The sequence below is a fragment of the Allosphingosinicella sp. genome (assembly GCF_036570505.1).
Lineage (GTDB): Bacteria > Pseudomonadota > Alphaproteobacteria > Sphingomonadales > Sphingomonadaceae > Allosphingosinicella.
The window spans coordinates 1-22,744 of sequence record NZ_DATCYB010000090.1; the positions used below are offsets into that span (position 1 = coordinate 1).

Sequence of the window (22,744 nt, forward strand, 5' to 3'; positions counted from 1 at the left end):
TGTGACGGCGCGGCCTGCTGAGGCGCTGGCTCGGACGCGGCCTTCGGCCCGGGGACAGGTTCTTTCCGGGGCGCATCGGCGGGCGCGACCTCGGCAGCCGCCGCCGCGGCGGGCGGGGCCTTGCCCTTGCCCTTGGGCTGGGCCGGCTCATTCGGCTTCACGGGGGACGGGCGGGACTGAAGGCCGAGGCGATGCGCCTTGCCGATCACCGCGTTGCGCGAGACGCCGCCCAATTCGTCGGCGATCTGGCTCGCGGTCATGCCCTTGCTCCAGTATTCCTTCAGGCGGTCGATGCGCTCGTCGGTCCAGGACATCGGTTCACTTCCTTGCAGCTTCACGGCTTGCGGCCCACGGCGTCTGTCTCTAGCGACGGCGCGATGAGCGATCAGCCTTCAGATTGGGTTCGCACCGACCCTGGCGTTCCTGTCATCAAGAGCGTCAATTGGGGCGGCCTCAAGACCCTCTATGTGAAGGAGGTGAGGCGTTTCTTCAAGGTCCAGCTGCAAACCATCTGGGCGCCGGCGATCACGACGCTGCTGTTCCTCGTCATCTTCACCGTCGCTTTGGGCCGCAGCGGGCGCGAGGTGATGGGGGTGCCCTTCGCCGATTTCCTGGCGCCGGGCCTCATTGTGATGGGCATGATCCAGAACGCCTTCGCCAATTCCAGCTTCTCGCTGCTGGTCGGCAAGATCCAGGGCAATATCGTCGATTACCTGATGCCGCCGCTCTCGACCGGGGAGCTGATCGCGGGTCTGGTGGGCGCGGCCGTGACGCGGGCCTTCCTGGTCGGCCTGGCCGTGTGGCTGATCATGCTCTTCTACCCCGGCGTCCACGTCGCGCCGAGCTATCTGGGCGCGGTGTTCTGGTTCGGCCTCATGGGCAGCGTGATGCTCGGCTTCTTCGGCCTCATCACGTCGATCTGGGCGGAGAAGTTCGATCATGCGGCGGCGGTCACTAATTTCGTGGTGGCGCCGCTGTCGCTGCTCTCGGGCACGTTCTATTCGATCGAAAGCCTCGCTCCAACTTTCCAGGCGGTGAGCCACGCCAACCCCTTCTTCTACATCATATCGGGCTTTCGGTACGGTTTCCTCGGCATCGCCGACTCGCCGGTCACCTTCGGCGCCTTCCTCCTCCTCGGCGTCAATATCGGCCTCGGCGCGCTGTGCTATGCGCTGCTCCGCAAAGGCTGGAAGCTCAAGAGCTGAAACCCTCGCTGAACCGCTCCTGACAGCGCCATTCAGCGCCTGCCAATCGCGCTGCTTCTAGAAGCCACGATGGGGGTGTGAGTTTTGGGAGTAGGATCATGCGTAAGTTTCTGATGGCCAGTGCCTTCGTGTCGGCGGCGGCGATGGCCGTTCCGGCGCCGGCCGCGGCCCAATATCCAGGCTACGGCTACGGCTACGGCTACGGCTACGGCTACGGCCGCGGCCAGAATATCGACTGGCGACTCGACCGGGTGCAGCAGCGTATCGAGCGCTCGTACCAGCGCGGCCGGATCTCCAACCGCGAACGTCACCGCCTGCATCGCGAGGCCCGGCATATCGAGCGGCTTCACTATCGCTGGATGCGTAACGGCCTGTCGCGCGGCGAGGCGCACGAGCTTCGCGAGCGCGTCCAGAATCTCCGCCATCATCTTCGCGATGAGCGGCGGGACGGCCGCGGCTGGGACCGCGACGACCGTGATTGGGACGACGATCGCTGGGATCGCGACCGGGATGACCGCTGGGACGACGACGATCGGGACGACGACGATTGAGCGGCGGCTGGCCGGGCGTCGATTGACGCGGCGCCCGGCCCCTCACTATAGCGACCTCGTAAAGGCGACCGTGCATGGTCGCCTTTTTCGCTCGCACTCCAGCCACACAGAGGACACTCATGACCATAACGCCGCTCATGCCCGTTTATCCCCGTTCGCCCGTGCGTCCGGTGCGCGGCGAGGGCGTCTATCTCTATGGCGAGGGCGGCGAGAAGTATCTGGATTTCGCGAGCGGCATCGCGGTCAATCTGCTGGGGCATGGACATCCGCATCTGACGAAGGCGATCCAGGACCAGGCGGCGACGTTGATGCACGTCTCCAATCTTTATGGCAGCCCTCAGGGCGAGGCCTATGCCCAGCGGCTGGTCGATGCGACGTTCGCCGACACGGTGTTCTTCACCAATTCGGGCGCCGAAGCGGTCGAATGCGCGATCAAGACGGCGCGGCGCTACCACCATGCCAAGGGCCAGCCGGAAAAGCACACGCTGATCACCTTCTCCAACGCCTTCCACGGCCGCACCATGGCGACGATCAGCGCCACCAATCAGGAGAAGCTCCGCGACGGCTTCTCGCCCTTGCTGCCGGGCTTCAAGGTCGTCGAGTTCGACAATCTGGAAGCCGCGAAGGCCGCCATGGACGAGCATACCGCGGGCTTCCTTGTCGAGCCGGTGCAGGGCGAGGGCGGCATCCGCCCGGCCAGCCAGGCCTTCATCAAGGGTCTTCGCGAACTCTGCGACAAGAACGACCTGATGCTGGTGTTCGACGAGGTCCAGTGCGGCGTCGCCCGCACCGGCAAGCTCTACGCCCACGAGCATTATGGCGTGGAGCCCGACATCATGGCCTCGGCCAAGGGGATCGGCGGCGGCTTTCCGATGGGCGCCTGCCTCGCCACCGAGAAGGCCGCCTCGGGCATGGTGATCGGCACGCACGGCTCCACCTATGGCGGCAACCCGTTGGCCATGGCGGCGGGCCAGGCGGTGATGGACGTCGTCGCCAATGACGAGTTTCTCGACAACGTCACCCGCATGGGCGAACGGCTGCGCGGCGCGCTGGAGCAGATGATTCCGAACCACGACCACCTGTTCGAAGGCGTGCGTGGCCTCGGCCTGATGCTCGGCATCAAGATGAAGACCGATAGCCGGGCGTTCGTCACTTATCTGCGCGAGCATGGCCTCCTCACCGTCGCCGCCGGCGACAACGTGCTCCGCGTCCTGCCGCCCCTGGTGATCGAGGAGGCGCACGTTGCCGAGTTCGTCGAGCGGCTGTCGGAAGCCGCGCGCCAGTATGAAATGCCGCAGGCGGCGGCGTAACTCTCCGAGTTGGATTCATTTCGTGTCATCCCGGCGAAAGCCGGACCCAAGGACACGGCCTTGGCACATCCGAGGGGGGACCTGATCGCCTGACTACCCGCTATAATGTTCTTGGATCCCGGCTTCCGCCGGGATGACGTCTGTTGATCGATCCGCGCGGGGATACTCGACACGGCGTTCGCGTTCCCTACATCGGGATCATGACTTCCGATCAAAGCAGCGAAGCGGTCACGACCGCCAATCTCGACGAGGCGGTCGGCTTCACCATCCCGGGCCGCCACGCGCGCGGCCGGCTGGTGCGGCTGGGCCCGCTCCTCGACGACGTCCTCTCCGCCCACGCCTATCCGGCGCCGATCGCGCGCATCCTCTCCGAAGCGCTCACCCTGACGGCGCTGCTCGGCGCGATGCTGAAGGATGCCGGCGGCCAGCTCACGCTGCAGGCGCAGACCGAGGCCGGCATCGTCGACCTTCTCGTCTGCGACTATAGGGGCGGCGAACTACGGGGCTACGTACGCTTCGATCACGAGCGGCTCGCCGAAGTGCCGACTCTCCCCTCGCTGTTCGCCCTGTTCGGCAAGGGCTATCTCGCCATCACCTTCGATCACGCGGTGAGCGGCGAGCGCTACCAGGGCATCGTGCCGCTGGAGGGCAATTCGCTCGCCGAGGCCGCGCAGAGCTTCTTCGGCCAGTCCGAGCAGATACCGAGCCTCGTGCGCCTCGCCGTCAACGACACCGGCCATATCGCCGGCGGCATCCTCGTCCAGCATCTGCCGGAGGGGGAGGAAGGGCGCGATCGGCTTCACACCCGTCTCGACCATCCCGAATGGGAGCATGTCAGGGTGCTTGCCGAGACGATCAAGGCGGGCGAGCTGTTCGATCCCGATCTTCCGCTCGAAACCCTGCTCTGGCGCCTGTTCCACGAGGAAGAGGAGATCAGGGTGCTCCCCACCGTTCCCCTGTCCAAGGGGTGTCGCTGCAATTTCGAATATATCCGCGGCGTCATCGCCCGATTCGGCGAGGAGGAACGGCGCGACATGGTCGACAGGGACGGATTTATCAGCGTCGATTGCGAATTCTGCTCGAGAGTCTTTCCCATTTCGCTAAGCGATCTGGAAGCTTAGCTGCACCGCAGCATAACCGCTCGATTCATTAACCATTTCCTGCTATCATCGGCCATTCCGCGGCGGGGGCCGAGCGGCGAACGAACGGGGGCAAAGGGCCCACCGCCACGCTTGGGAGTGTCACATGTCGAGCTTCAACGGCTGGGGTCGGGCGGCCATCGCGCTCGGCGCTGTCGCGCTGCTGACGGCGCCCGCCCTGACGCAAAGCGGCGGCAAGCTGGCGGCGCTGGCCAGGCTGGAACCGGGCCTGTGGCAGCTGCGCGACCTTGACAGCGATGAGCGGTATCCGCCGATCTGCGTGGCCGACCCTGCCATTCTCATGCAGCTCCAGCACCGCAACTCGCCCTGCTCCCGGTTAGTCATATCCGGCGACGCCCGCAGCGCGACGGTCCATTATACCTGCCCGGCCAGCGGTTTCGGCCGGACGTCGCTCAGGGTCGAAACGCCGCGGTTGGCGCAGATCGATACCCAGGGAATCTCCGACAACGCGCCCTTCGCCTATCGGATCGAGGCGCGGCGGGCGGGCCCCTGTCCTTCAGGAAAAAGCCAGGCCGGCCGTTAACACTCTGTTTACCATGGACTCGCTATAAGGAGGGCGTGCCACGTTTTAGGGCACGCTTTCCTCCCTAGCAGGCTTAAACGCCTAAACTGGGCCGCCTTCACCGGGCGGCCCGCTTCTTTGTGGCGCCTTGCACCCGGCGGCCCTCCACCCTAGATCGCCGCTTCCCGTGACCGATCATGCTCCTCTGGCCGTCGTCCTGCTTTCGGGCGGACTCGACTCGATGGTTTCCGCCGCGCTGGCGCGCGAGCGGGGGTTTCGGCTGCTCGCGCTCACCATCGACTACAACCAGCGGCATCGGATCGAGATCGGCGCCGCCACGCGCATCGCCGCCGAGCTTGGCGCCGAACGGCACATCGTGCTGCCGCTCGACCTTACCGGCTTTGGCGGCTCGGCACTCACCGCCAACACCGACGTGCCGAAGGGGGGCGTCGAGGAAGGCACGATACCTGTCACCTATGTGCCGGCGCGCAACACCATCTTCCTCTCGCTCGCGCTGGGCTGGGCGGAGGCGGCGGGCGCCCGCGCCCTGTTCATCGGCGTCAACGCGCTCGATTATTCGGGTTATCCCGACTGCCGCCCGGATTTCGTCGAGGCGTTCGAGCGGATGGCGAACCTCGCCACCCGTGCCGGGGTCGAGGGCGACCGCTTCACGATCCACACCCCGCTGCTCCGCATGACCAAGGCCGACATCGCCGCCGAGGCCGCCCGGCTGGGGTTGGACGCGGGTCTCAGCTGGACCTGCTACGACCCGACGCCGGAGGGCGAGCATTGCGGCCTGTGCGACGCCTGCCGGCTTCGCGCCAAGGGCTTTGAAGAGGCGGGGCTTCCCGACCCCACCGTCTACGCGGTCCGGCCATGAGCTACGCGGTGAAGGAGATATTCCTGACCCTTCAGGGCGAGGGGATGCAGGCCGGTCGCCGCGCCGTCTTCCTGCGCCTTGCCGGTTGCAATCTCTGGACGGGGCGGGAGAAGGATCGCGCCAACGCCGACTGCACCTTCTGCGACACCGATTTCGTCGGCCTGGATGGGGAGAATGGCGGCCGTTACGAGGCCGAGGCGCTGGCGGCGAAGGTGGAAGAGCTATGGCGCGAGGGGGAAGGCCGGCTGGTCGTTGTCACCGGCGGCGAGCCACTGCTCCAGGTCGACGCTGCGCTGATCGACGCGCTCCACGCCCGCGGTTTCGAGATAGCCGTGGAGACCAACGGCACGATCCAAGCGCCGCCCGGCCTCGACTGGATCTGCGTGAGCCCCAAGGGCAGCACGAACGTCGTCCAGCGCTCCGGCGACGAGCTGAAGCTCGTCTGGCCGCAGCCGGAGATCGATCCGGTCGAGCTTTCAGGCTGGGATTTCGATCATTTCCTGATCCAGCCGATGGATTGCGCGGATGCCGACGCCGCCAGGGACGCCGCGATCGATTTCGTAATGCGCAATCCGCGCTGGAAGCTCAGCCTCCAGACCCACAAGCTGCTCGGCCTGCCTTAAGGGGCGTTCTACGACGGGTTTCTACTGCGCGGCGAGCGCCGCCCTGCATTTTTCCCTCAACTGATCGCGCTTCCAGCAATCTTCATTGAAGGGCGGCATGGTCGGCATGGCGATCAGGTAGGGATTGTAGTCGGCGACCCGATCATAAGCGGGCGTCAGGCTGGCTCTCAGTTCCCGCATGCGCTCCTGGGCCGCGGCATAGAGCTGGCCCTTGGGCGCGGCGAGGACGTGGCGGGCGATATCCGCCGCCACCTGGCAGAAGCCGTACTGCGCCTGCAGCGTCGAGAAATTATTGTACGTCATGGTCGTATAATCGTCGAAACGCTTCTGCCCTTCCTTGGCGCCGTGGGTTCGCTTGAAATAGTCACCCAGCGTCTCATAGGCATCGGCCAGCTCCTCCGAATGATGGGCGAGGATGCCGTTATAATTGTCGACCGCGCGCAAAAAGGGAGAGAACTGGCATTGCAGCGCGGCGACGTTGAGGCCGGCGCGCAGGTTCCAGAGCAGGCGGGCGCGAAATTCCTCGGGCGTGGCGCCGGGAATGGGGAGGCCGACCAGCGGATCGCTGCCCTGGATCGGGCCGGTGGCGAAGCCGGGATCGGTGATGAACATCTGCGCCGAGACCGCCGGCGGCATGGCGAGGGCGGCCCCCGCCGCGGCCAACAGACCGATCTTGCGGGCAAGGTTCCTCAGTCGCTTGTGCATCACACCCCTCCGGACGGCAGCCTGTATCGGCGCTCCGTCTTGTCTCTAGGCTTAACGCGGGGGCGTCCGCAATCCAGATTTAAGCTTTGTTTTCTGTCGTCTTCGTCACACGGTTCGGCCCTCGGGCGGCGTCGTGGCGGCGGGCAAGGTCAAAAAGAAAAGGCCGCCCGGCATCCGGACGGCCTCTTCAAAAACGATGACTTTCCGGAAGATTACATTCCGTTGGTCATGTTCTCGTCGGCGCCCATGTTGGCGTCCGTCATGTTGGCATCCATGGTCATGTTGGCGTCCAACGCCATGTTGGCGTCGTCCATCATCGCGCCGTCGACGGCGGTGACGTCGTTGGTCGTGCCGTCCATCATCGGATCGGTGGTGCCCATGTCGACGGCCATGTTGTTGACTTCGGTGTCGGCACCGCTGTCACAGGCGACGACGAGGAGGGCCGCGCCGGCAACCATCGACGAGGTCATTACGGTCTTGAGAAGGTCACGCATTTAGAAACTCCCTAGATTGATGTTTGGTCGGGGTGGCCCCTTTTTTTGCCAAACCGGTTTGCACACTAGACGGAAAGAATAAGGCTCTCAAGCCTTCTCGATTCTCCCCTCGAGAGAGAACAGAAAATCGTCGAGCCCCTGTTTCAGTGCCAGATCGAAACGTTTTTGCCCGTTGGACACCCCCATCTCGTCGAGGCTGGTCACTGGGAACTCGGCAATACCGCATGGCACTATGCCTGAGAAGTGGGAAAGTTCCGGACCTATATTGATCGAGAAGCCGTGCAGGGTCACCCAGCGGCGCACCCTGACGCCGATCGCGCCGACCTTCGCCTCCGTTCCATTACGGGCCACCCAGATGCCGATCCGGCCGGGCGCGCGGAAGGCATCGACGCCCAGGTCACCGAGCACGGCGATCAGCCATCCCTCCAGCGAATGGACGAACCGGCGCACGTCGCGGCCGCGCATGTCGAGGTCGAGCATCACATAGCCGACACGCTGGCCCGGACCGTGATAGGTGTAGCGGCCGCCCCGCCCCGCCTCGTAAACGGGAAACCCCTGGGGGTTGAACAGCTCGGCCGCGTCCGCGCTGGTGCCGGCGGTGTAGAGGGGAGGATGCTCGAGAAGCCACACGAGCTCGGGCGCGTTTCCTTTCCGGATCGCCTCGACCCGCGCCTCCATCCCGGCGAGCGCCTCGGGATAGGGGGTGAGACCGGGCGTAACCCGCCATTCCAGCTGTTCGAGTAGCTGATCCGCCATGCCTGATGCTTCGCTCCCGCAAATCCGCCCGATTGCGCCCGGAGGCGCGGGCGGGCTAGGACCGTCCCGCAACATTGGGGACGAGATGTCAAATCTATCTTTGAGCAGCGTCAGCGACGACACCGGCGCCTTCTTCCGTCGCGAGGCGGGGCTGGTCATGACCGTGGCCTTCGCCACCTTCGGGCTCGGCCTGCTCCTGGTCGAGCTGATGACGCCGGACCCCGCCGCCGGCGGCCAGGTCACGCCCGGCAACTGGATGCTGTGGCTGGTTCCGGCGGCCCTGCTGGGGATCGTCGGCCAATTGACGATCAGCCTGCTGGTCCTGACGCCGGGAACGAGCGTCAGGGAAGCGATGGGCGCCGGCCTGCGGCGGCTGCCGACCGTGCTGCTGGTGACGCTCGTCCTCGGGCTGGTCGCCGGTATAGCGATCGCCCTCTTCACGGTCGTGGGTGGCGCCATCGCCGTGGTCGCGGGCATGGCGATCGGCGGGGCCACCGCCCTCGTCTCGTTCCTGCTCGGGGCCTTCATTCTCTGGGGCGCCGCGCGCCTGCTCCTCATCTGGCCGCTGATCGCCGAAAGGGCCCCGGGCGCCGTCGATTCGGTCCGGGGCGCCTGGCGGCTTTCGCGCGGCCATGCCTGGCGCTTCGCGGCCGCCGTGCTCGCGTTCATGCTGGTCTACGTGGTGGTCGTCGGCGCGGCCCGCTTCGGCTTCGGATCGCTGTTCGTGATCGTCGGGCAGGCGATCGGCAGCGAGGCGCTGGCGCGGTTCCTGCCGGCGCTGGCGGTGGCGGCGATCGGGGCGGGGCTGCAGGCGGTGTGGGCGGTGTTCATCACCCAGCTTTATCGTGGCGTCTCCGAGGGGACGACCGGCACCTGAGGGGCGATGTCGGCGGGCAGCAGGCCCGCGACCCGCGGATCGGGAAAATGCTCGAAGGCACGCTTGTAGGCGCCGAAACCGGCCTTGAGATAGGCGGGGAGCGCCGCCGGATGGTCGAGCGTGCAGGTATTGACCCGCACCCGCTCCACCCCCTTGCGCCAGGCGAGCGCGAGAGTCCGCGCGAACAGCCAGTCGCCATGGCCCTTGCCGGCAAGTTCGGGGACCAGGCCCAGGAAGGCGATCAGGCATTCGCTCGGCTCGCGAAAGCCGAGCTCGATCAGCCCCACCTCCACGCCCGCGCGATCGATCACCGCATGCACCTCGCCGATCGATGCCCCCAGCGCCGCGTCGTCCATGGCGAGGCGGGAGAACCACAGCCAGCGCCCGCCGACCCGCCGGAACAGCTCCCGATACTGATCGGGCCGAATGTCGGGCCAGGATTTGAGACGCAGCGGCGAGGCGGGCAGCGGCATCGGCTTCGGCCGCTCCGTCATTTCCAGGTAGGTAACGACCGCGCCGACATGGCCGTCGGGGATGGGCGTGAGGGTCATCAGAACTCGTCCCCCTTCCCACGAGCTTCGTCCCTCGGGAGGATAGCAGATGTCGTCATTCCCACGTCGCCAGCGGCGGCAGGCTCATCAGGATCGCGTCGACATTGCCGCCGGTCTTGAGGCCGAACAGGGTGCCCCGGTCGTAGACGAGGTTGAATTCGGCGTAGCGGCCGCGCCATTCGAGTTGCCGGGCCTTGTCCTCTTCGGTGAAGGGCGTCTCCATCCGCCGCCGCACCAATTTCGGATAGACGTCCAGGAACGCCTCGCCGACCTCGCGGGTGAAGGCGAAATTGGCGTCGAAGAAGCCTTCCAGGTGATCGTAGAAGATGCCGCCCACGCCGCGATGGACGCCGCGATGGGGGATGAAGAAATAATCCTCCGCCCATTGGCTGAAGCGCGGGTAGTAAGTGGGATCGTGCGCCGCGCAGGCCGCCCGGAGGCGCGCATGGAAGTCGGCCGTGTCCTCCTCATAGGGGATCGGCGGATTGAGGTCCGCGCCGCCGCCGAACCAGCGTTTTGTCGTGCACAGGAAGCGCGTGTTCATGTGGACGGCCGGCACATGCGGGTTGGCCATGTGCGCGACGAGGCTGATTCCGGTGGCGAAGAAGCTGGGATCCTCCTCGGCGCCGTGGACGGTCCGGGCGAAATCGGGATTGAAGCGCCCGCCGACCGTCGAGACGTTGACGCCGACTTTTTCGAAGACCTTGCCCTTCATCAGGCCGCGCACCCCGCCGCCGCCCGGCGAGCCGTCCTCGTCCTCCCGCTCCCATTCGGTAAAGGCGAAGCGCGACTCGCTTCCCGCGTCCCTTTCGATCGCTTCGAACTCGGCGCAGATGCGGTCGCGCAGCGACTCGAACCACTCGCGCGCGGCCTGCTGTTCGCTGTCCAGTTCGATCATCGCGGCCATCCGTCCGTCTGCCTGAGCGCCTCGGCAAGTCCGATGCCCGCGGCGACGGCGATATTCAAGGACCGGGTGCCAGTTGCCTGGGGGATGCGGACGCGCAAATCGGCGCGGTCATGCACCGTAGAAGGCACGCCCGCGCTCTCCGATCCGAGCAGCAGGATGTCATCCGCGCGGAATTCAGCTTTCGGCAGGGCCGTTCCGCCCCTGGTCGTCAGCAGCACAAGCCTTCCGGCCGCCCGATCCACGAATGCATCCCAGCTGTCATGCCGCGTCACGTTTGCGATTTCCGCATAGTCCATGCCCGCTCGCTTCAGGGACTTGTCGCCCCAGGGAAAGCCGCAAGGCTCGATAATATCCACGGCTACGCCGAGGCAGGCGGCGAGGCGCATGATCGTCCCGACATTTCCCGCCTGATCCGGTTGATAGAGGGCGATGCGCATGGTCCGGCGATAGCCCGTGTCGCCCGCGCGTCAAAATGGCTGTTGGCAAATCGCGTCTGGCGCGGCTATCAGGCCCAACAAGCCGCTCAAGGGGGAACCTGCCGCGGCGCAAGCGTGAAATCGCCCCGCCGGCGTCTCAGGCCGGGGCGGATTTTCGCACATCCGGTTCGAATCGCTTAAAGGGTTATGATGGCGACGGCTCAACATACCGATAACACGATCGGTGCGGCTCCGGACGAAGGAGTCCGGCGCCGCGACTTCATCAACATCGCGGCGGTGAGCTTCGCTGGCGTCGGCAGCGTCGCGGTGCTTTATCCGCTCATCAACCAGATGAACCCGTCGGCCGACGTGCTGGCGCTGTCGTCGATCGAGGTCGACCTGTCGGCGATCGAGCCAGGCCAAGCGATCAAGACCATATTCCGCAAGCAGCCCTTGTTCGTGCGTCATCTGACGCCGCAGGAAATCCAGGCCGCCAACACCGTGCCGATCAGCGAGCTGCGCGATCCGCAGACGCTCGCCGAGCGCACCAAGGAAGGCAAGGCGCAGTGGCTGATCACCATGGGCGTCTGCACGCACCTGGGCTGCGTGCCGCTGGGCGCCGCCGAGGGTGAGAATCGCGGCGAATATGGCGGCTATTTCTGCCCCTGCCACGGCTCCCATTACGATACCGCCGCGCGCATCCGCAAAGGCCCGGCGCCCACCAATCTCGAAGTGCCGGAATATGCATTCGCGTCCGACACCGTCGTCCAGATAGGCTGAGGTAAGAAAAGATGAGCTTTCCCTGGGCGGAAGAATATCGGCCGAGCAACGGCTTCATGCGGTGGATGGACGATCGGCTCCCGCTTCCCCGCCTCGTGTTCAATGCGGTCGGCGGCGGCTATCCGGTGCCGCGTAACCTCAACCACTTCTGGAATTTCGGCGTCCTCGCCGGCGTCGCGCTGACCATCCAGATCATTACCGGCATCATCCTGGCGATGCATTATGCGCCGGCGGCGACGATGGCGTTCGACTCGGTCGAGCACATCATGCGCAACGTCAACCAGGGCTGGCTGCTGCGCTACGCCCACTCGAACGGCGCGAGCTTCTTCTTCATCGTCACCTACATCCACATCTTCCGCGGCCTCTATTACGGCTCCTACAAGGCGCCGCGCGAGATGGTGTGGCTGCTGGGCCTCGTCATCTTCCTGCTGATGATGGCGACCGCCTTCATGGGCTATGTGCTCCCGTGGGGGCAGATGAGCTTCTGGGGCGCGCAAGTGATCACCGGCCTGTTCGCCGCCATCCCGCTGGTCGGCGAGCCCATCCAGCAATGGCTGCTCGGCGGCTTCGCGCCGGACAACGCCGCGCTCAACCGCTTCTTCTCATTGCACTATCTGCTGCCGTTCGTGATCGCGGGCGTCATCATCCTGCACATCTGGGCGCTGCACATCCCGGGCTCGGGCAATCCCACCGGCGTCGACGTCAAGACGCCGCAGGATACCGTGCCCTTCCATCCGTACTATACGGCGAAGGACGGGTTCGGCGTCGGCATATTCCTGATCGCGCTGGCTCTGCTCATGTTCTTCGCGCCGAACCTGCTTGGCCATCCGGACAACTACATCCCGGCCAATCCGCTCTCGACGCCGACGCATATCACGCCGGAATGGTATTTCTGGCCCTTCTACGCGATTCTCCGCGCCTTCACCGTCGACTTCATCCTGCCGGCAAAGCTCTGGGGTGTGATCGCGATGTTCGCGTCGATCCTGCTCCTGTTCTTCCTGCCCTGGCTCGATAAGTCGCCCGTACGTTCCGGCAGCTATCGACCGCTGTTCAGAATGTTCTTTGTCATTCTCCTGTTCGACGTGTTCATCCTCGGCTGGATGGGCGGGCTTCCGGCCGAAGAACCGTTCGTGATGATCAGCCAGACGGCGACGATCTATTATTTCGCGCACTTCCTCATCATCCTGCCGCTCGTTTCCGCGATCGAAAGGCCGCTGCCGCTGCCAAGGTCGATCTCGGAAAGCGTGCTGCACGGCGAGAAGGCGGAAGCCGCGCCGCTGGGCGTCCAGCCGGCACCGGCCGAGTAAGGGGTAAGACAGCTCATGGTACGTTTGATTGGCACGCTGGTCGGTGCCGGCTTCATTCTCGTTCTGCTGATCTCCCTGATCACCGGCGCGAGCACCTACATCGCCAACCCCCCGGTCGAGACGGTGGAGCACGAGTTCCATCTCGAGCCCAGGGCCGTCGCTTTCCAGAGCGATGGCCCGTTTGGCACGTTCAACCGCCAGCAGCTGCAGCGCGGCTTGCAGGTCTACAAGGAGGTCTGCGCCGCCTGTCATGGCCTCGGCCTCGTCGCGTTCCGCAACCTTTCCGATCTCGGCTATAACGAGGCCGAGGTGAAGGCGATCGCCGACCAGTGGCAGATCGAGGTGCCGTCGATCGATCCGAACACGGGCGAAGCGACCACCCGCAAGGCGCTGGCCTCGGACCATTTTCCCAGCCCCTATGCCAACGAGGTCGCGGGCCGCGCCGCCAACAACAACGCCTTCCCGCCCGATTTGTCGCTGATCACCAAGGCGCGCTCCGGCGGAGCGGAATATGTCTATTCGCTGCTGACCGGCTATCGTCAGCCGTCGGCGGAGCTTCCCGCCGAGAACCGGCCGGGGCAGGGGCTCCATTACAACCCCTATTTCGCCAACCTCAACATCGCCATGCCCCCGCCGCTCGTCGCCGACGGGCAGGTCGCCTATGCCGATGGCACCAATGCGACGATCGACCAGATGGCGAAGGACGTCTCCGCCTTCCTCATCTGGACGGCCGAGCCCAATCTGGAGACTCGCCACCGCACGGGTCTCGCCGTGATGATCTTCCTCCTGTTCGCGACCGTGCTCGCCTATATGTCCTATCGGAACATCTGGGCGACCGCGAAGCGCGACGTGCGCGCCATCGGCCCGCTCGATCCGGAGCATATGGCCAAGCGGGACGCGGCCAGCCGCGAAGCGGGGATCGAAGGCTAAGGATTCGTCATCGTTATTGCGACCCCGGACTTGATCCGGGGGAAGCAATCCAGGCCTGCGCAAGACTGGATTGCCGCTCGTCGCAATGACGGAAGGGCGGGCCTTGGTCGTCCAGGAGCAGGTGTCGTTCCGCCCCAGGAACCTTGCCAAAATCCCCGAACGCTTACAGCGGCTTAACGTTCAGACCTCGTTCAACATGATGGGCGGAGTCTCGGGCCTTTCCTGAGTCCCACCGGGAGAGTCGCCATGTTCCTGCCCCGCATCCGTACCGCCCTTCTGGCCGTCGCCGCCGCCTTCAGCGTCAGCGCCTGCGGCTATTATGACGATTATGGCTACGGCTATGGCGGCGGCCTGTCGGTGGGCTACAACAGCGCGGGCTATTACGATCCCTATTACGGCTATGGCTATGGGGGTTATGGCTGGCCTTCTTATTATGGCTGGTACAACGATTTCTACTACCCGGGCACCGGCTTCTATATTTACGACCGCCGGGGCAGCCGCCACCGCTGGAACGACCACCATCGCCGCTACTGGGAGGGCCGCCGGGGCCACTGGCGCGGAGACAGGCGCGCGCGCTGGGACGGTTTCCGTCGTGATCGCAGGGATGACAGGCGCGACTTCCGCCAGGGAGACATCGATCGGAGCGAGTTCCGCCAGCAGCGCCGCGAAAACCGACGCGAATTCCGGCGCGAAAGGCGTGAGAACCGCCGCGACTTCCGCCGCGATCGTCGCCGGGACGATTAAGCCGCCGGCCGCCGCCGCATCAGCACGATCGAGGTGAAGGTCATCACCGGCACGTCGTCCTGGTTGAGGACGGTAACGGCGGTGCGGAACGAGCCGATGTCGGGCTTGGAGCGCGACGGCCGCACGTCGACGATCTCGCTTTCGATGCGCAGCGTGTCGCCGGGATAGACGGGCTTCAGCCAGCGCAGTTCGTCGACGCCGGGCGATCCGAGCCCCGCCTGCTCGGTCTCGACCACATTCTTCGCGATCATCGCCATGGTCATCGCGCAGGTATGCCACCCGCTCGCCGCGATCCGCCCGAAATGGGTCTTGGCCGCCGCCTCGTCCGAAAGGTGGAAGGGCTGCATGTCGTATTTGGAGGCGAATTCGATCACCTCCTCGCGCGTGACGGGATAGGAGCCGAAGGAGGCCTTCTGCCCGACTTCCAGGTCTTCGAGATAGATCATGCATCCTCCGCGTGGCTGCGGCGGGGTTAGGGGCGGGGCGGTCGGAACTCAAGCCGCCCGTCGGCGCTACACAGCCGTGAACGAAGATCACGCCATGTCGCCCGATGCCGTTTCCGACGCGGCCGTCATCCGCCGCTACCGACGGGCCCTCATCCCGATGATCGCCGCCGCCTTGCCGCTGACCCTTGCCGGATGGCTCGCCCTCTATTGGCTGCCGCCGCCGCTTGCCGGCACGGAGAATCCCGGATCCCGGCTGCTCTACGCGCTCGGCTGGAGCTGCGTCGCGATCCTGCTCGCCTTCGTGACAGGTATCGAAGCCGTCGCTCACCGCCGCCTGTTCAGCCGCGCCATCGATCCGCTCGCCGGCGCCGAAAGCGCGGCGACGAAGGTCGATCTGCGCTATCTACAGCATACGCTTGAGCAGCTCGTAGTCTTCCTGCCGGGCCTGTTCGGGCTCGCTTATTATTGTAACGGGCCGCGATCCGTCCACGCCGTCACGGCGACCGCGATCCTGTGGGTCATCGGCCGCTGTGCCTTCTGGATCGGCTATCATCGCGGCTCCGATTGGCGCGGCCTCGGCGCTCCGGGAATGCTCCTGAGCATGCTGGTCCTGCTCTACGTCGTCTTCCGCTTCGGCTATGATTGGGCGGGCTTGATCGGCGGCCTCGCTCCCATTGCCCTCTTCCTCGTCATCGAGGCGCGGCTGTTTCATTTGGCGCGCAGGGACGGCGCTAAACATTGAACCGGAAGAGCATAACGTCGCCGTCGCGCGTGACGTAATCCTTGCCCTCGGACCTGAGTTTGCCCGCGTCGCGGGCGCCGCTCTCGCCGCCGCAGGCGAGGAAGTCGTCATAGGCGATGGTCTCGGCGCGGATGAAGCCGCGTTCGAAGTCGGTGTGGATGACGCCGGCGGCCTGCGGCGCCTTGGAGCCCTTCTCGACCGTCCAGGCCCGCGCTTCCTTCGGCCCCGCCGTGAAGAAGGTGATGAGGTGGAGGAGCTCGTAGCCGGTGCGGATGATGCGGGAAAGGCCGGTTTCCTCCAGCCCCAGATCCTTCAGGAACTCGGTCCGGTCGGCCGGGTCCATGGTCGCGATCTCGGCTTCGATTGCGGCGGAGATGATGACGGCCCCGGCGCCCTCGGCCTCGGCCTTCTCGAACACCCGAGCGCTGTGGGCATTGCCCTCAGCCGCATGGCCTTCGTCGACGTTGCAGACGTAGAGGACGGGCTTGGCGGTGAGGAGCTGGGCGCGCTCCAGCGCCAGCTTCTCCTCCGGGTCCTTCGGCTCGGTCAGCCGAGCCGGCTTTGACGCCCTAAGCAGCTCCAGCGCCTGGCCCAGCACCGAGGCCTGGATCTTCGCCTCTTTGTCCCCCTGCTGCGCCTTCTTGACGAGGTTGGGGACGCGTTTCTCCAGGCTTTCGAGGTCCGCCAGCATCAGCTCTGTCTCGACCGTCTCGGCATCGGCGACCGGATCGACCCGGCCTTCGACGTGGGTCACGTCGCCTTCCTCGAAGCAGCGCAGCACATGGACGATGGCATCGACCTCGCGGATGTTGGCGAGGAACTGGTTGCCGAGCCCTTCGCCCTTGGAGGCGCCGCGCACCAGCCCGGCGATGTCGACGAACTCCAATTGGGTTTCGATCACGGCCTTGGACCCGGCGATGTCGGCGATCTTTTGGAGGCGCGGATCGGGAACCGCGACGCGGCCCACATTGGGCTCGATGGTGCAGAAGGGATAATTGGCCGCCTGCGCCGCCGCCGTCTCGGTCAGCGCGTTGAAAAGGGTGGATTTGCCGACATTCGGCAGCCCCACGATACCGCAACGAAAACCCATTCTCTTGTCCCGTCATGCCAGCGCAGGCTGGCATCCATGCGTCGCCAGCGTCTCGCTCGAAGTTCTCATGGACCCCAGCCTTCGCTGGGGTGACGCGCTGTTAGTCGGAAGCGAGCCAAAACGCTACCTGCCAGGTTGCCATTCATGCAACGGCGGGTTGCGGGTGCCGCGCTTGACGATGCGCGCCGCCGCCCTCAGCTATCGCCCAGCACCAGCAGGAGACCCCCATGCCCGATCTGTCCGCCTTCCCGATCACCCGCCGCTGGCCCGCGCAGCATCCCGACCGCCTTCAGCTCTATTCGCTGAACACGCCCAACGGCGTGAAGGCTTCGATCATGCTGGAGGAGACGGGTCTTCCCTACGAGCCGCACCTGGTCGATATCGGCGAGAACGAGAGCTGGACCCCCGAATTCCTGTCCCTCAATCCCAACGGCAAGATCCCGGCGATCATCGATCCCGACGGTCCGGGCGGGAAACCGCTCGGCCTGTTCGAATCCGGGGCGATCCTCATCTACCTCGCCGACAAGACCGGCCGGTTCCTCCCGGCCGATCCGGCGCGGCGCTACGAGACGATCCAGTGGCTGATGTTCCAGATGGGGGGCATCGGACCGATTTTCGGTCAGGTCGGCTTCTTCCACAAATTCGGCGGGCGCGAATATGAGGACAAGCGCCCGCTCGAACGCTACGCCAACGAGAGCAAGCGTGTGCTCGGCGTCCTCGAAAGCCGCCTCGAAGGGCGCCAGTGGCTGATGGGCGACGACTACACGATCGCCGACATCGCCACATTGGGCTGGGTCCGCAACCTGATCGGCTTTTACGATGCGGGCGCTCTCGTCGATTATGACACCCTGAAGCATGTGCCGGCCTGGCTGGAACGCGGCCTCGCCCGGCCGGCGGTGCAGCGTGGGCTGGAGAGACCCAAGCGGCCGTGAACTCGGCGGGCGGTACGCTTAGGCCTCGATCGAATCCTCTATCTTGTCCACCCATTCGGGGATGAAGGCGGGCTCGCGCGCTGACCAGCCGGGGGCCGTCATCGCGGATTCCGACAGGGAATCGAGCAGCTGGCGGCGATCGAGGGGGTGGAGATGGGGCAGGGCGGCCGCGGCGCAGAAGGCCGAAGGCAGCCAGGGCCGCACCGCCGCGCCGATGAGCCGCTCGTAGAGGAACCGGTAAGAGGCGAAATCCGGCAGACGCGCCTCGGCGAGGTCGAAGGCGGAGAGCGCAACCAGCGGCCCCATCAGCCGCGCCGCCGCCGCGATATCGTCGTCATCGGGGATAAGGCTGGAGAGCCCGTCCAGCCACTGATACGCCCGCTGCTGGGCACGGATGCGACAGGTCTCGCCGGCATCGCGGCCCCAGCGCTGGACGGCGTCGGAGCGGCGAAGGCCGATATCGAGCGAGCGCCTGATGAAGCGTTGCGTGTCCTTCGGCAAGCTCGCGAACTCCGCCATCTCCATGAGGAGCGCGGGACCCAGGCGTCTGTTCGTGCCGGTAGCCATGATGGTGCCCCTTGTCCGGGTTCGTGCCGGGGCGACGGGTCGGGCGCCGCCCCGGGCACGAGGTCGGCTCAGCGCTCGCGGGCGCTGAACTGGATCGACTTGTCGGTGGCGGCCGCGAGCACGCTGGCGCGCTGCGACTGGACGCTGGCAAGCGTCTCCTTGCGGCACTGGCGCACGGCCTGGGACGTGTTGAGGTCCATATAGGCCTTGCCGCACACCTTGCGGATCGCCCGGTCGATGCGGCCGTCGAGGGTGGCGACGCCGGCCGGCGTGCCGAGGTCGAGATCGGCATAGCTGACGATCTCGCTGGCCGGTTCGGACCAGTCATTCTGGCCGGCAAGCACCGGATTGGCGTTGAGCGTCGCAAGCACGGCGATCGGAATAAGAAATCGAATGCGGGTCATGGTTCATCTCCTGCTGGCCCGGCGATGGTGCCGGGGCAGGAGGAGAGTTACGCCGAGGGGTTCCGCCTATCTTGGCGACGGACTGGAAAGATTCTGATCCACTATCTTTCCAGAATTGGGCGGCGCTTCGCCTTTAGGGCTGCAGCCTGAGCGCGACCTCGTTCATGAAGCGCGCGTCGTCGCCCTTGGCGAGCCACCAGGCTTCGGCGGCGATGGCGCCCAGAAGGTCGGAGAGGTCGTCCGTCTCCGCCTTGGCGTAATTGCCGAGGACGTGCTTGGTCACCTTGTCCTTGTGGCCGGGGTGGCCGATGCCGATGCGGACGCGGCGGAATTCATTTCCGATATGCGCTTCGGTGGAACGAAGGCCGTTATGCCCGGCGGTGCCGCCTCCGACCTTCACCTTGACCTTCATGGCGGCCAGGTCGAGCTCGTCGTGGAAGACGGTGACGTCGCCGATGTCGCGCTTGAAGAAGCGCATCGCCTCGCCGATCGCCTGGCCGCTCCTGTTCATGAAGGTGGCGGGCTTGAAGAGCAGGATACGCTCCTCGCCGATGCGCCCGTGCTGGGCCCAGCCCTGGAACGCCTTTTTGGGCGGATCGAAGCCATGCACCTCGGCGATGGCGTCGACCGCCATGAAGCCGACATTGTGCCGGTGCATCGCATATTGCGCGCCCGGATTGCCAAGGCCGACCCAGATCTGCACGGGTTGAAAATCCCCCCAATCCTCTGCCGCTGCGCCGGCCCCCGATTCTCCCGGCTGCCCGAGGACCTCCACCGGCTTGGTGCCGAAGAGGCCTTCCAGGAACCGGCGCAGCGACAAGGATCGTAAGGCCTTTAGGCTTCCGCTTCGCCTTCGGGGGCGGCTTCTTCCTCGCCCACGGTCGGGACTTCGCCGGGCTCGACTTCCTCGATGCCTTCGGCCGCGGCAGCCGCTTCGGCGGCCTCGGCGGCTTCCGCCTTGACGCCGGACGGGGCGACGACGGTGGCGATGGTGAAGTCGCGATCCTCGATCACCGACTTGGTGCCCTTGGGCAGCGAGACGGCCGAGATGTGGATGGAATCGCCGATGTCGAGGCCGGCGAGATCGATCACGACCTCATCGGGCATCTCGGAGGCGTCGCAGGTAAGCTCCAGCTCGTGGCGCACGACGTTCAGCACGCCGCCGCGCTTGAGGCCCGGCGAAGCGTCTTCATTGGTAAAGCGCACCGGCACGCCGACGGTGACCTTGGCGTGCTCGGAGATACGCAGGAAATCGACATGCAGCGGGCGTTCCGTCACCGGATGGAACTGCACGTCCTTGGGAAGCGTGCGGTTGGCGGCGCCGCCGACGTCGACCATAACGACCGAGTTCATGAAAAAGCCGGTGTTCAGCATCTTCATCAGCGCCTTCTCCTCGACGTGGATCGCGAGGGGCTCCTGACGGTCGCCGTAGATGACGGCGGGGACGCGGCCTGTCCGACGCATGGCGCGGGAGGCTCCCTTGCCCGCCCGCTCGCGCGTCTCGGCCGACAGCGTAAGCTGTTCGCTCATATGCATGTCTCCAAAAACTTGGGTTCAAAAATATCCGCCGCGCACGCCTCCAGGGATGACCATGTGCGGGGAAGCGGCGCCTATAGGCGAGGGCAAGGGGGATGGCAAGAAATGTTGCTCCCCTCCCGCTCGCGGGAGGGGCCGGGGGAGGGAGTGTGGCTGGTACAGCCCCTCCCCTTGATCCCCTCCCGCAAGCGGGAGGGGAGGTAATTACTGCACCCGCTTCGCCTCTATTCCCTTCGCCTTCAGCATCGCCTGCACCGAATCCTGCCCCGCCAGATGCCCCGCCCCGACGGCGACCATGACTATGCCCGGCTCGTCCAGCCGCTTGTCGAGCCATTCCGCCCATTCGCGGTTGCGGTTCACCATCAGCACTTGCCTCAGCTCCGGCGAGAGCGCCGTCTCGCTGTCGAAGGTGCGGGCGATCGCCTCGGTGTCGCCCGCCGCCCAGGCCTTGATCATCGCCTCGAGCTGCCGCCGCGCCTCCGCCGGATCGTCGATCGAGCCGGCCAGGAAGGCGCGCTGCGATTCCTCGGACAGGCTGTCGAAGAAGCCGAACTGCTGCTCCACCGTCTCCAGCCCGCTGATCGGCTTGCCGGTCTCCCGGAAATCCGCCGACAGCCCCTGCTCGACGCCGGCTTCCGCCTTGAATCCCATGCCGCGGAAGCTGCTGGCGAAAAGGCTCATCGCCGCCGCCCACGTCTCCATCCGGTCGAGCGACCGCGTCGGGATGCCGGCGCTGTCGATCAGCTTCTGGAGCGCCGGCCTCTTCTCCTCCGGCACGCGCTCCAGCAGCGGCGGCAGGCCCGGCGACAGGCCCATCTCCATCATCTTGCGGCCGGTGCGCGAAAGGTCAGTGCCGAGCTGCGTCTCCAGCACCAGCGCGTCCGATGCGGCGACCGCCTTCTCGATCGCCGGGGTGCGCCATTCCAGCCCCTTGGGGAGCAGGTGGATGGTGCCGAACAGGTAGATCGTCGTGTCCGCGTCGGCGAGCTTCCACATTGCCGGCTTGGCCGCTTCGACGGCCTCCGCCGTCTCGGCCGGCGGCTGCGGCGTGGCGCAGGCGGCAAGGGGCAGTAGGGCGAGTGAAGCGAGCCACCGCGCCGACCGTTTGCCGATTTTGGACCACCATCGCGACATCATCTTCTCCCGCTCATTCGCTCTATATCATAGCGGGCCCCAATGAACCTCGCCTTGCTTGACCGCCTCTGCCCCATGCGCCAAAGCGACGGCGGATTGTTGCAGTTGCGAAGGCCGCTCATTTGGGCACGAAAGCGTTAAGTTTCCAGAAGCTGATCCTGACCCTCCACGATTATTGGAGCGATCGGGGCTGCCTCATCCTGCAGCCCTACGACGTCGAGATGGGCGCCGGCACCTTCCATCCCGCCACCACCTTGCGCGCGCTCGGCCCCGATCCCTGGAAGGCCGCCTACGTCCAGCCGAGCCGCCGCCCCACCGACGGTCGCTATGGCGAGAACCCCAACCGTCTCCAGCATTATTACCAATATCAGGTAATCCTGAAGCCCAGCCCGGCCGACATCCAGCAGCTCTATCTCGGCAGTCTCGCCGCCATCGGCATCGATTTCCTGAAGCACGACATCCGCTTTGTCGAGGACGATTGGGAAAGCCCGACGCTCGGCGCCTGGGGGCTCGGCTGGGAAGTCTGGTGCGACGGCATGGAAGTGACCCAGTTCACCTATTTCCAGCAGGTCGGCGGCTACGACTGCAAGCCCGTGGCGGGCGAGCTCACCTACGGCCTCGAACGCCTCGCCATGTACATCCAGGGTGTCGACAGCGTCTACGACCTCGCTTTCAACGATGAGGGTGTCACCTACGGCGACGTGTTCAAGCAGAACGAAGTTCAATTTAGCGAGTACAATTTCGAGGTCGCGAACACGGACACCCTGTTCCGCTGGTTCAAGGACGCCGCCGAAGAATGCCGCGCCTGCGTCGACGCGAAGCTCCCGCTCCCAGCGTACGACCAGGCTATCAAGGCCAGCCACCTCTTCAACACGCTCCAGGCAAGGGGCGTCATCTCCGTCGCCGAGCGCCAGGCCTATATCGGCCGCGTCCGCGACCTGACAAAGAGCGTCGCCACCGCCTGGATGGAAAAGAACGGATGGGCGGCGTGATGGCGAGTATCTTTGCCCCTCTCCCTTCGTGGGAGGGTGAGGGCCTGTCGCCCCTACCCCTTACCCTCACCCTCCCATTGCTGGCGCAATGGGCCCCTCCCTCTCCCGAAATGGGAGAGGGGCTGTGAGCGATTTCCTCCTCGAACTCCTCTCGGAAGAAATCCCCGCTCGCATGCAGGCGAAGGCGAGCGCCGATCTCGCCC

29 protein-coding genes are annotated in these 22,744 nt (G+C 65.6%); 15 read left to right on the forward strand and 14 right to left on the reverse strand.

The window, feature by feature from the left end:
• Positions 1-314 (reverse strand): GcrA family cell cycle regulator (locus VIR62_RS11490; RefSeq protein WP_431871404.1); only part of this gene is annotated, 314 nt, incomplete at its 3' end.
• Positions 315-377: 63 nt separating this feature from the next.
• Here VIR62_RS11490 and VIR62_RS11495 point away from each other — a divergent pair.
• The 7 genes from VIR62_RS11495 to queE all read left to right on the forward strand — a co-directional run bounded on the left by VIR62_RS11495 (position 378) and on the right by queE (position 6,231).
• Positions 378-1,205: an ABC transporter permease gene (locus VIR62_RS11495; RefSeq protein ID WP_431871406.1), complete on the forward strand. Its 828-nt coding sequence runs from the start codon at positions 378-380 to the stop codon at positions 1,203-1,205.
• 98 nt (positions 1,206-1,303) lie between these two features.
• A complete protein-coding gene (locus VIR62_RS11500) occupies positions 1,304-1,756 on the forward strand; it encodes a hypothetical protein (protein WP_431871408.1) in 453 nt (150 codons plus the stop codon).
• A gap of 119 nt (positions 1,757-1,875) precedes the next feature.
• Positions 1,876-3,066: an aspartate aminotransferase family protein gene (locus VIR62_RS11505; RefSeq protein ID WP_431871410.1), complete on the forward strand. Its 1,191-nt coding sequence runs from the start codon at positions 1,876-1,878 to the stop codon at positions 3,064-3,066.
• A 200-nt stretch (positions 3,067-3,266) separates the two neighbouring features.
• On the forward strand, positions 3,267-4,187 hold the full coding sequence (locus tag VIR62_RS11510) for an Hsp33 family molecular chaperone HslO (RefSeq protein ID WP_431871412.1): 921 nt from the start codon (positions 3,267-3,269) through the stop codon (positions 4,185-4,187).
• A 124-nt stretch (positions 4,188-4,311) separates the two neighbouring features.
• Positions 4,312-4,749 (forward strand): DUF3617 domain-containing protein, encoded by a 438-nt coding sequence (locus VIR62_RS11515; protein WP_431871414.1) that lies wholly within the window; start codon positions 4,312-4,314, stop codon positions 4,747-4,749.
• A 166-nt stretch (positions 4,750-4,915) separates the two neighbouring features.
• Positions 4,916-5,608, forward strand: a complete 693-nt coding sequence (gene queC / locus VIR62_RS11520; RefSeq protein WP_431871416.1) for a 7-cyano-7-deazaguanine synthase QueC — start codon at positions 4,916-4,918, stop codon at positions 5,606-5,608.
• The gene (queE, locus tag VIR62_RS11525) at positions 5,605-6,231 is read left to right on the forward strand and encodes a 7-carboxy-7-deazaguanine synthase (protein WP_431871418.1); all 627 of its coding nucleotides are present in this window, start codon (positions 5,605-5,607) and stop codon (positions 6,229-6,231) included. The genes queC and queE overlap by 4 nt, the downstream gene beginning before the upstream one ends.
• Before the next feature lie 21 nt (positions 6,232-6,252).
• Here the strand turns inward: queE and VIR62_RS11530 are convergent, their stop codons facing one another.
• The 3 genes from VIR62_RS11530 to lipB form a co-directional block, all read right to left on the reverse strand.
• A complete protein-coding gene (locus tag VIR62_RS11530; protein WP_431871419.1) occupies positions 6,253-6,936 on the reverse strand; it encodes a hypothetical protein in 684 nt (227 codons plus the stop codon).
• Positions 6,937-7,148: 212 nt separating this feature from the next.
• A complete protein-coding gene (locus VIR62_RS11535) occupies positions 7,149-7,430 on the reverse strand; it encodes a hypothetical protein (protein WP_431871421.1) in 282 nt (93 codons plus the stop codon).
• A gap of 87 nt (positions 7,431-7,517) precedes the next feature.
• On the reverse strand, positions 7,518-8,186 hold the full coding sequence (gene lipB / locus VIR62_RS11540) for a lipoyl(octanoyl) transferase LipB (protein ID WP_431871423.1): 669 nt from the start codon (positions 8,184-8,186) through the stop codon (positions 7,518-7,520).
• 85 nt (positions 8,187-8,271) lie between these two features.
• Here lipB and VIR62_RS11545 point away from each other — a divergent pair, with 85 nt between their 5' ends.
• The gene (locus VIR62_RS11545) at positions 8,272-9,063 is read left to right on the forward strand and encodes a hypothetical protein (protein ID WP_431871425.1); all 792 of its coding nucleotides are present in this window, start codon (positions 8,272-8,274) and stop codon (positions 9,061-9,063) included.
• Here VIR62_RS11545 and VIR62_RS11550 read toward each other — a convergent pair.
• The 3 genes from VIR62_RS11550 to VIR62_RS11560 are packed head-to-tail and all read right to left on the reverse strand — an operon-like array spanning position 9,027 to position 10,958.
• Positions 9,027-9,614: a GNAT family N-acetyltransferase gene (locus VIR62_RS11550; RefSeq protein ID WP_431871428.1), complete on the reverse strand. Its 588-nt coding sequence runs from the start codon at positions 9,612-9,614 to the stop codon at positions 9,027-9,029. The two genes, VIR62_RS11545 and VIR62_RS11550, sit on opposite strands and share 37 nt — an antisense overlap.
• A gap of 55 nt (positions 9,615-9,669) precedes the next feature.
• Entirely contained in the window at positions 9,670-10,512 is an 843-nt protein-coding gene (hemF, locus tag VIR62_RS11555; RefSeq protein WP_431871430.1) for an oxygen-dependent coproporphyrinogen oxidase, read from the reverse strand.
• Positions 10,509-10,958, reverse strand: coding sequence for a tRNA (cytidine(34)-2'-O)-methyltransferase (locus VIR62_RS11560; RefSeq protein ID WP_431871433.1), 450 nt, complete (start codon positions 10,956-10,958; stop codon positions 10,509-10,511). The genes hemF and VIR62_RS11560 overlap by 4 nt, the downstream gene beginning before the upstream one ends.
• Positions 10,959-11,147: 189 nt before the next feature.
• Between VIR62_RS11560 and petA the strand changes: the two genes are divergently transcribed.
• The 4 genes from petA to VIR62_RS11580 all read left to right on the forward strand — a co-directional run bounded on the left by petA (position 11,148) and on the right by VIR62_RS11580 (position 14,698).
• On the forward strand, positions 11,148-11,717 hold the full coding sequence (gene petA / locus VIR62_RS11565; RefSeq protein ID WP_431871435.1) for a ubiquinol-cytochrome c reductase iron-sulfur subunit: 570 nt from the start codon (positions 11,148-11,150) through the stop codon (positions 11,715-11,717).
• Between the two features lie 11 nt (positions 11,718-11,728).
• A complete protein-coding gene (locus tag VIR62_RS11570; RefSeq protein WP_431871437.1) occupies positions 11,729-13,024 on the forward strand; it encodes a cytochrome b in 1,296 nt (431 codons plus the stop codon).
• 15 nt (positions 13,025-13,039) lie between these two features.
• A complete protein-coding gene (locus tag VIR62_RS11575) occupies positions 13,040-13,954 on the forward strand; it encodes a cytochrome c1 (RefSeq protein ID WP_431871439.1) in 915 nt (304 codons plus the stop codon).
• Positions 13,955-14,200: 246 nt separating this feature from the next.
• The gene (locus VIR62_RS11580) at positions 14,201-14,698 is read left to right on the forward strand and encodes a hypothetical protein (protein ID WP_431871440.1); all 498 of its coding nucleotides are present in this window, start codon (positions 14,201-14,203) and stop codon (positions 14,696-14,698) included.
• Here the strand turns inward: VIR62_RS11580 and VIR62_RS11585 are convergent.
• Positions 14,695-15,144, reverse strand: a complete 450-nt coding sequence (locus VIR62_RS11585; RefSeq protein WP_431871442.1) for a MaoC family dehydratase — start codon at positions 15,142-15,144, stop codon at positions 14,695-14,697. The genes VIR62_RS11580 and VIR62_RS11585 overlap by 4 nt on opposite strands.
• Before the next feature lie 76 nt (positions 15,145-15,220).
• Between VIR62_RS11585 and VIR62_RS11590 the strand changes: the two genes are divergently transcribed.
• A complete protein-coding gene (locus tag VIR62_RS11590) occupies positions 15,221-15,886 on the forward strand; it encodes an MAPEG family protein (RefSeq protein WP_431871444.1) in 666 nt (221 codons plus the stop codon).
• On the opposite strand, the gene ychF is transcribed toward VIR62_RS11590, so the two are convergent.
• On the reverse strand, positions 15,876-16,976 hold the full coding sequence (gene ychF / locus VIR62_RS11595) for a redox-regulated ATPase YchF (RefSeq protein WP_431871446.1): 1,101 nt from the start codon (positions 16,974-16,976) through the stop codon (positions 15,876-15,878). The genes VIR62_RS11590 and ychF overlap by 11 nt on opposite strands.
• 227 nt (positions 16,977-17,203) lie before the next feature.
• Here ychF and VIR62_RS11600 point away from each other — a divergent pair, with 227 nt between their 5' ends.
• Positions 17,204-17,908, forward strand: a complete 705-nt coding sequence (locus VIR62_RS11600; protein WP_431871448.1) for a glutathione S-transferase N-terminal domain-containing protein — start codon at positions 17,204-17,206, stop codon at positions 17,906-17,908.
• Positions 17,909-17,926: 18 nt separating this feature from the next.
• On the opposite strand, the gene VIR62_RS11605 is transcribed toward VIR62_RS11600, so the two are convergent.
• The 5 genes from VIR62_RS11605 to VIR62_RS11625 all read right to left on the reverse strand — a co-directional run bounded on the left by VIR62_RS11605 (position 17,927) and on the right by VIR62_RS11625 (position 21,552).
• Positions 17,927-18,475 carry a hypothetical protein gene (locus VIR62_RS11605; RefSeq protein ID WP_431871449.1) on the reverse strand — a complete coding sequence of 183 codons (549 nt, stop codon included), beginning with the start codon at positions 18,473-18,475 and terminating at the stop codon, positions 17,927-17,929.
• 68 nt (positions 18,476-18,543) lie between these two features.
• On the reverse strand, positions 18,544-18,879 hold the full coding sequence (locus VIR62_RS11610) for a UrcA family protein (RefSeq protein WP_431871451.1): 336 nt from the start codon (positions 18,877-18,879) through the stop codon (positions 18,544-18,546).
• A 133-nt stretch (positions 18,880-19,012) separates the two neighbouring features.
• Positions 19,013-19,582, reverse strand: coding sequence for an aminoacyl-tRNA hydrolase (gene pth, locus VIR62_RS11615; RefSeq protein ID WP_431871458.1), 570 nt, complete (start codon positions 19,580-19,582; stop codon positions 19,013-19,015).
• 131 nt (positions 19,583-19,713) lie between these two features.
• Positions 19,714-20,409, reverse strand: a complete 696-nt coding sequence (locus VIR62_RS11620) for a 50S ribosomal protein L25/general stress protein Ctc (RefSeq protein ID WP_431871453.1) — start codon at positions 20,407-20,409, stop codon at positions 19,714-19,716.
• Between the two features lie 210 nt (positions 20,410-20,619).
• A complete protein-coding gene (locus VIR62_RS11625; RefSeq protein WP_431871454.1) occupies positions 20,620-21,552 on the reverse strand; it encodes a TraB/GumN family protein in 933 nt (310 codons plus the stop codon).
• Positions 21,553-21,671: 119 nt separating this feature from the next.
• On the opposite strand from VIR62_RS11625, the gene VIR62_RS11630 reads away from it, so the two are divergent.
• Positions 21,672-22,541, forward strand: a complete 870-nt coding sequence (locus VIR62_RS11630) for a glycine--tRNA ligase subunit alpha (RefSeq protein ID WP_431871456.1) — start codon at positions 21,672-21,674, stop codon at positions 22,539-22,541.
• The last annotated feature ends 203 nt before the right edge of the window (positions 22,542-22,744 follow it).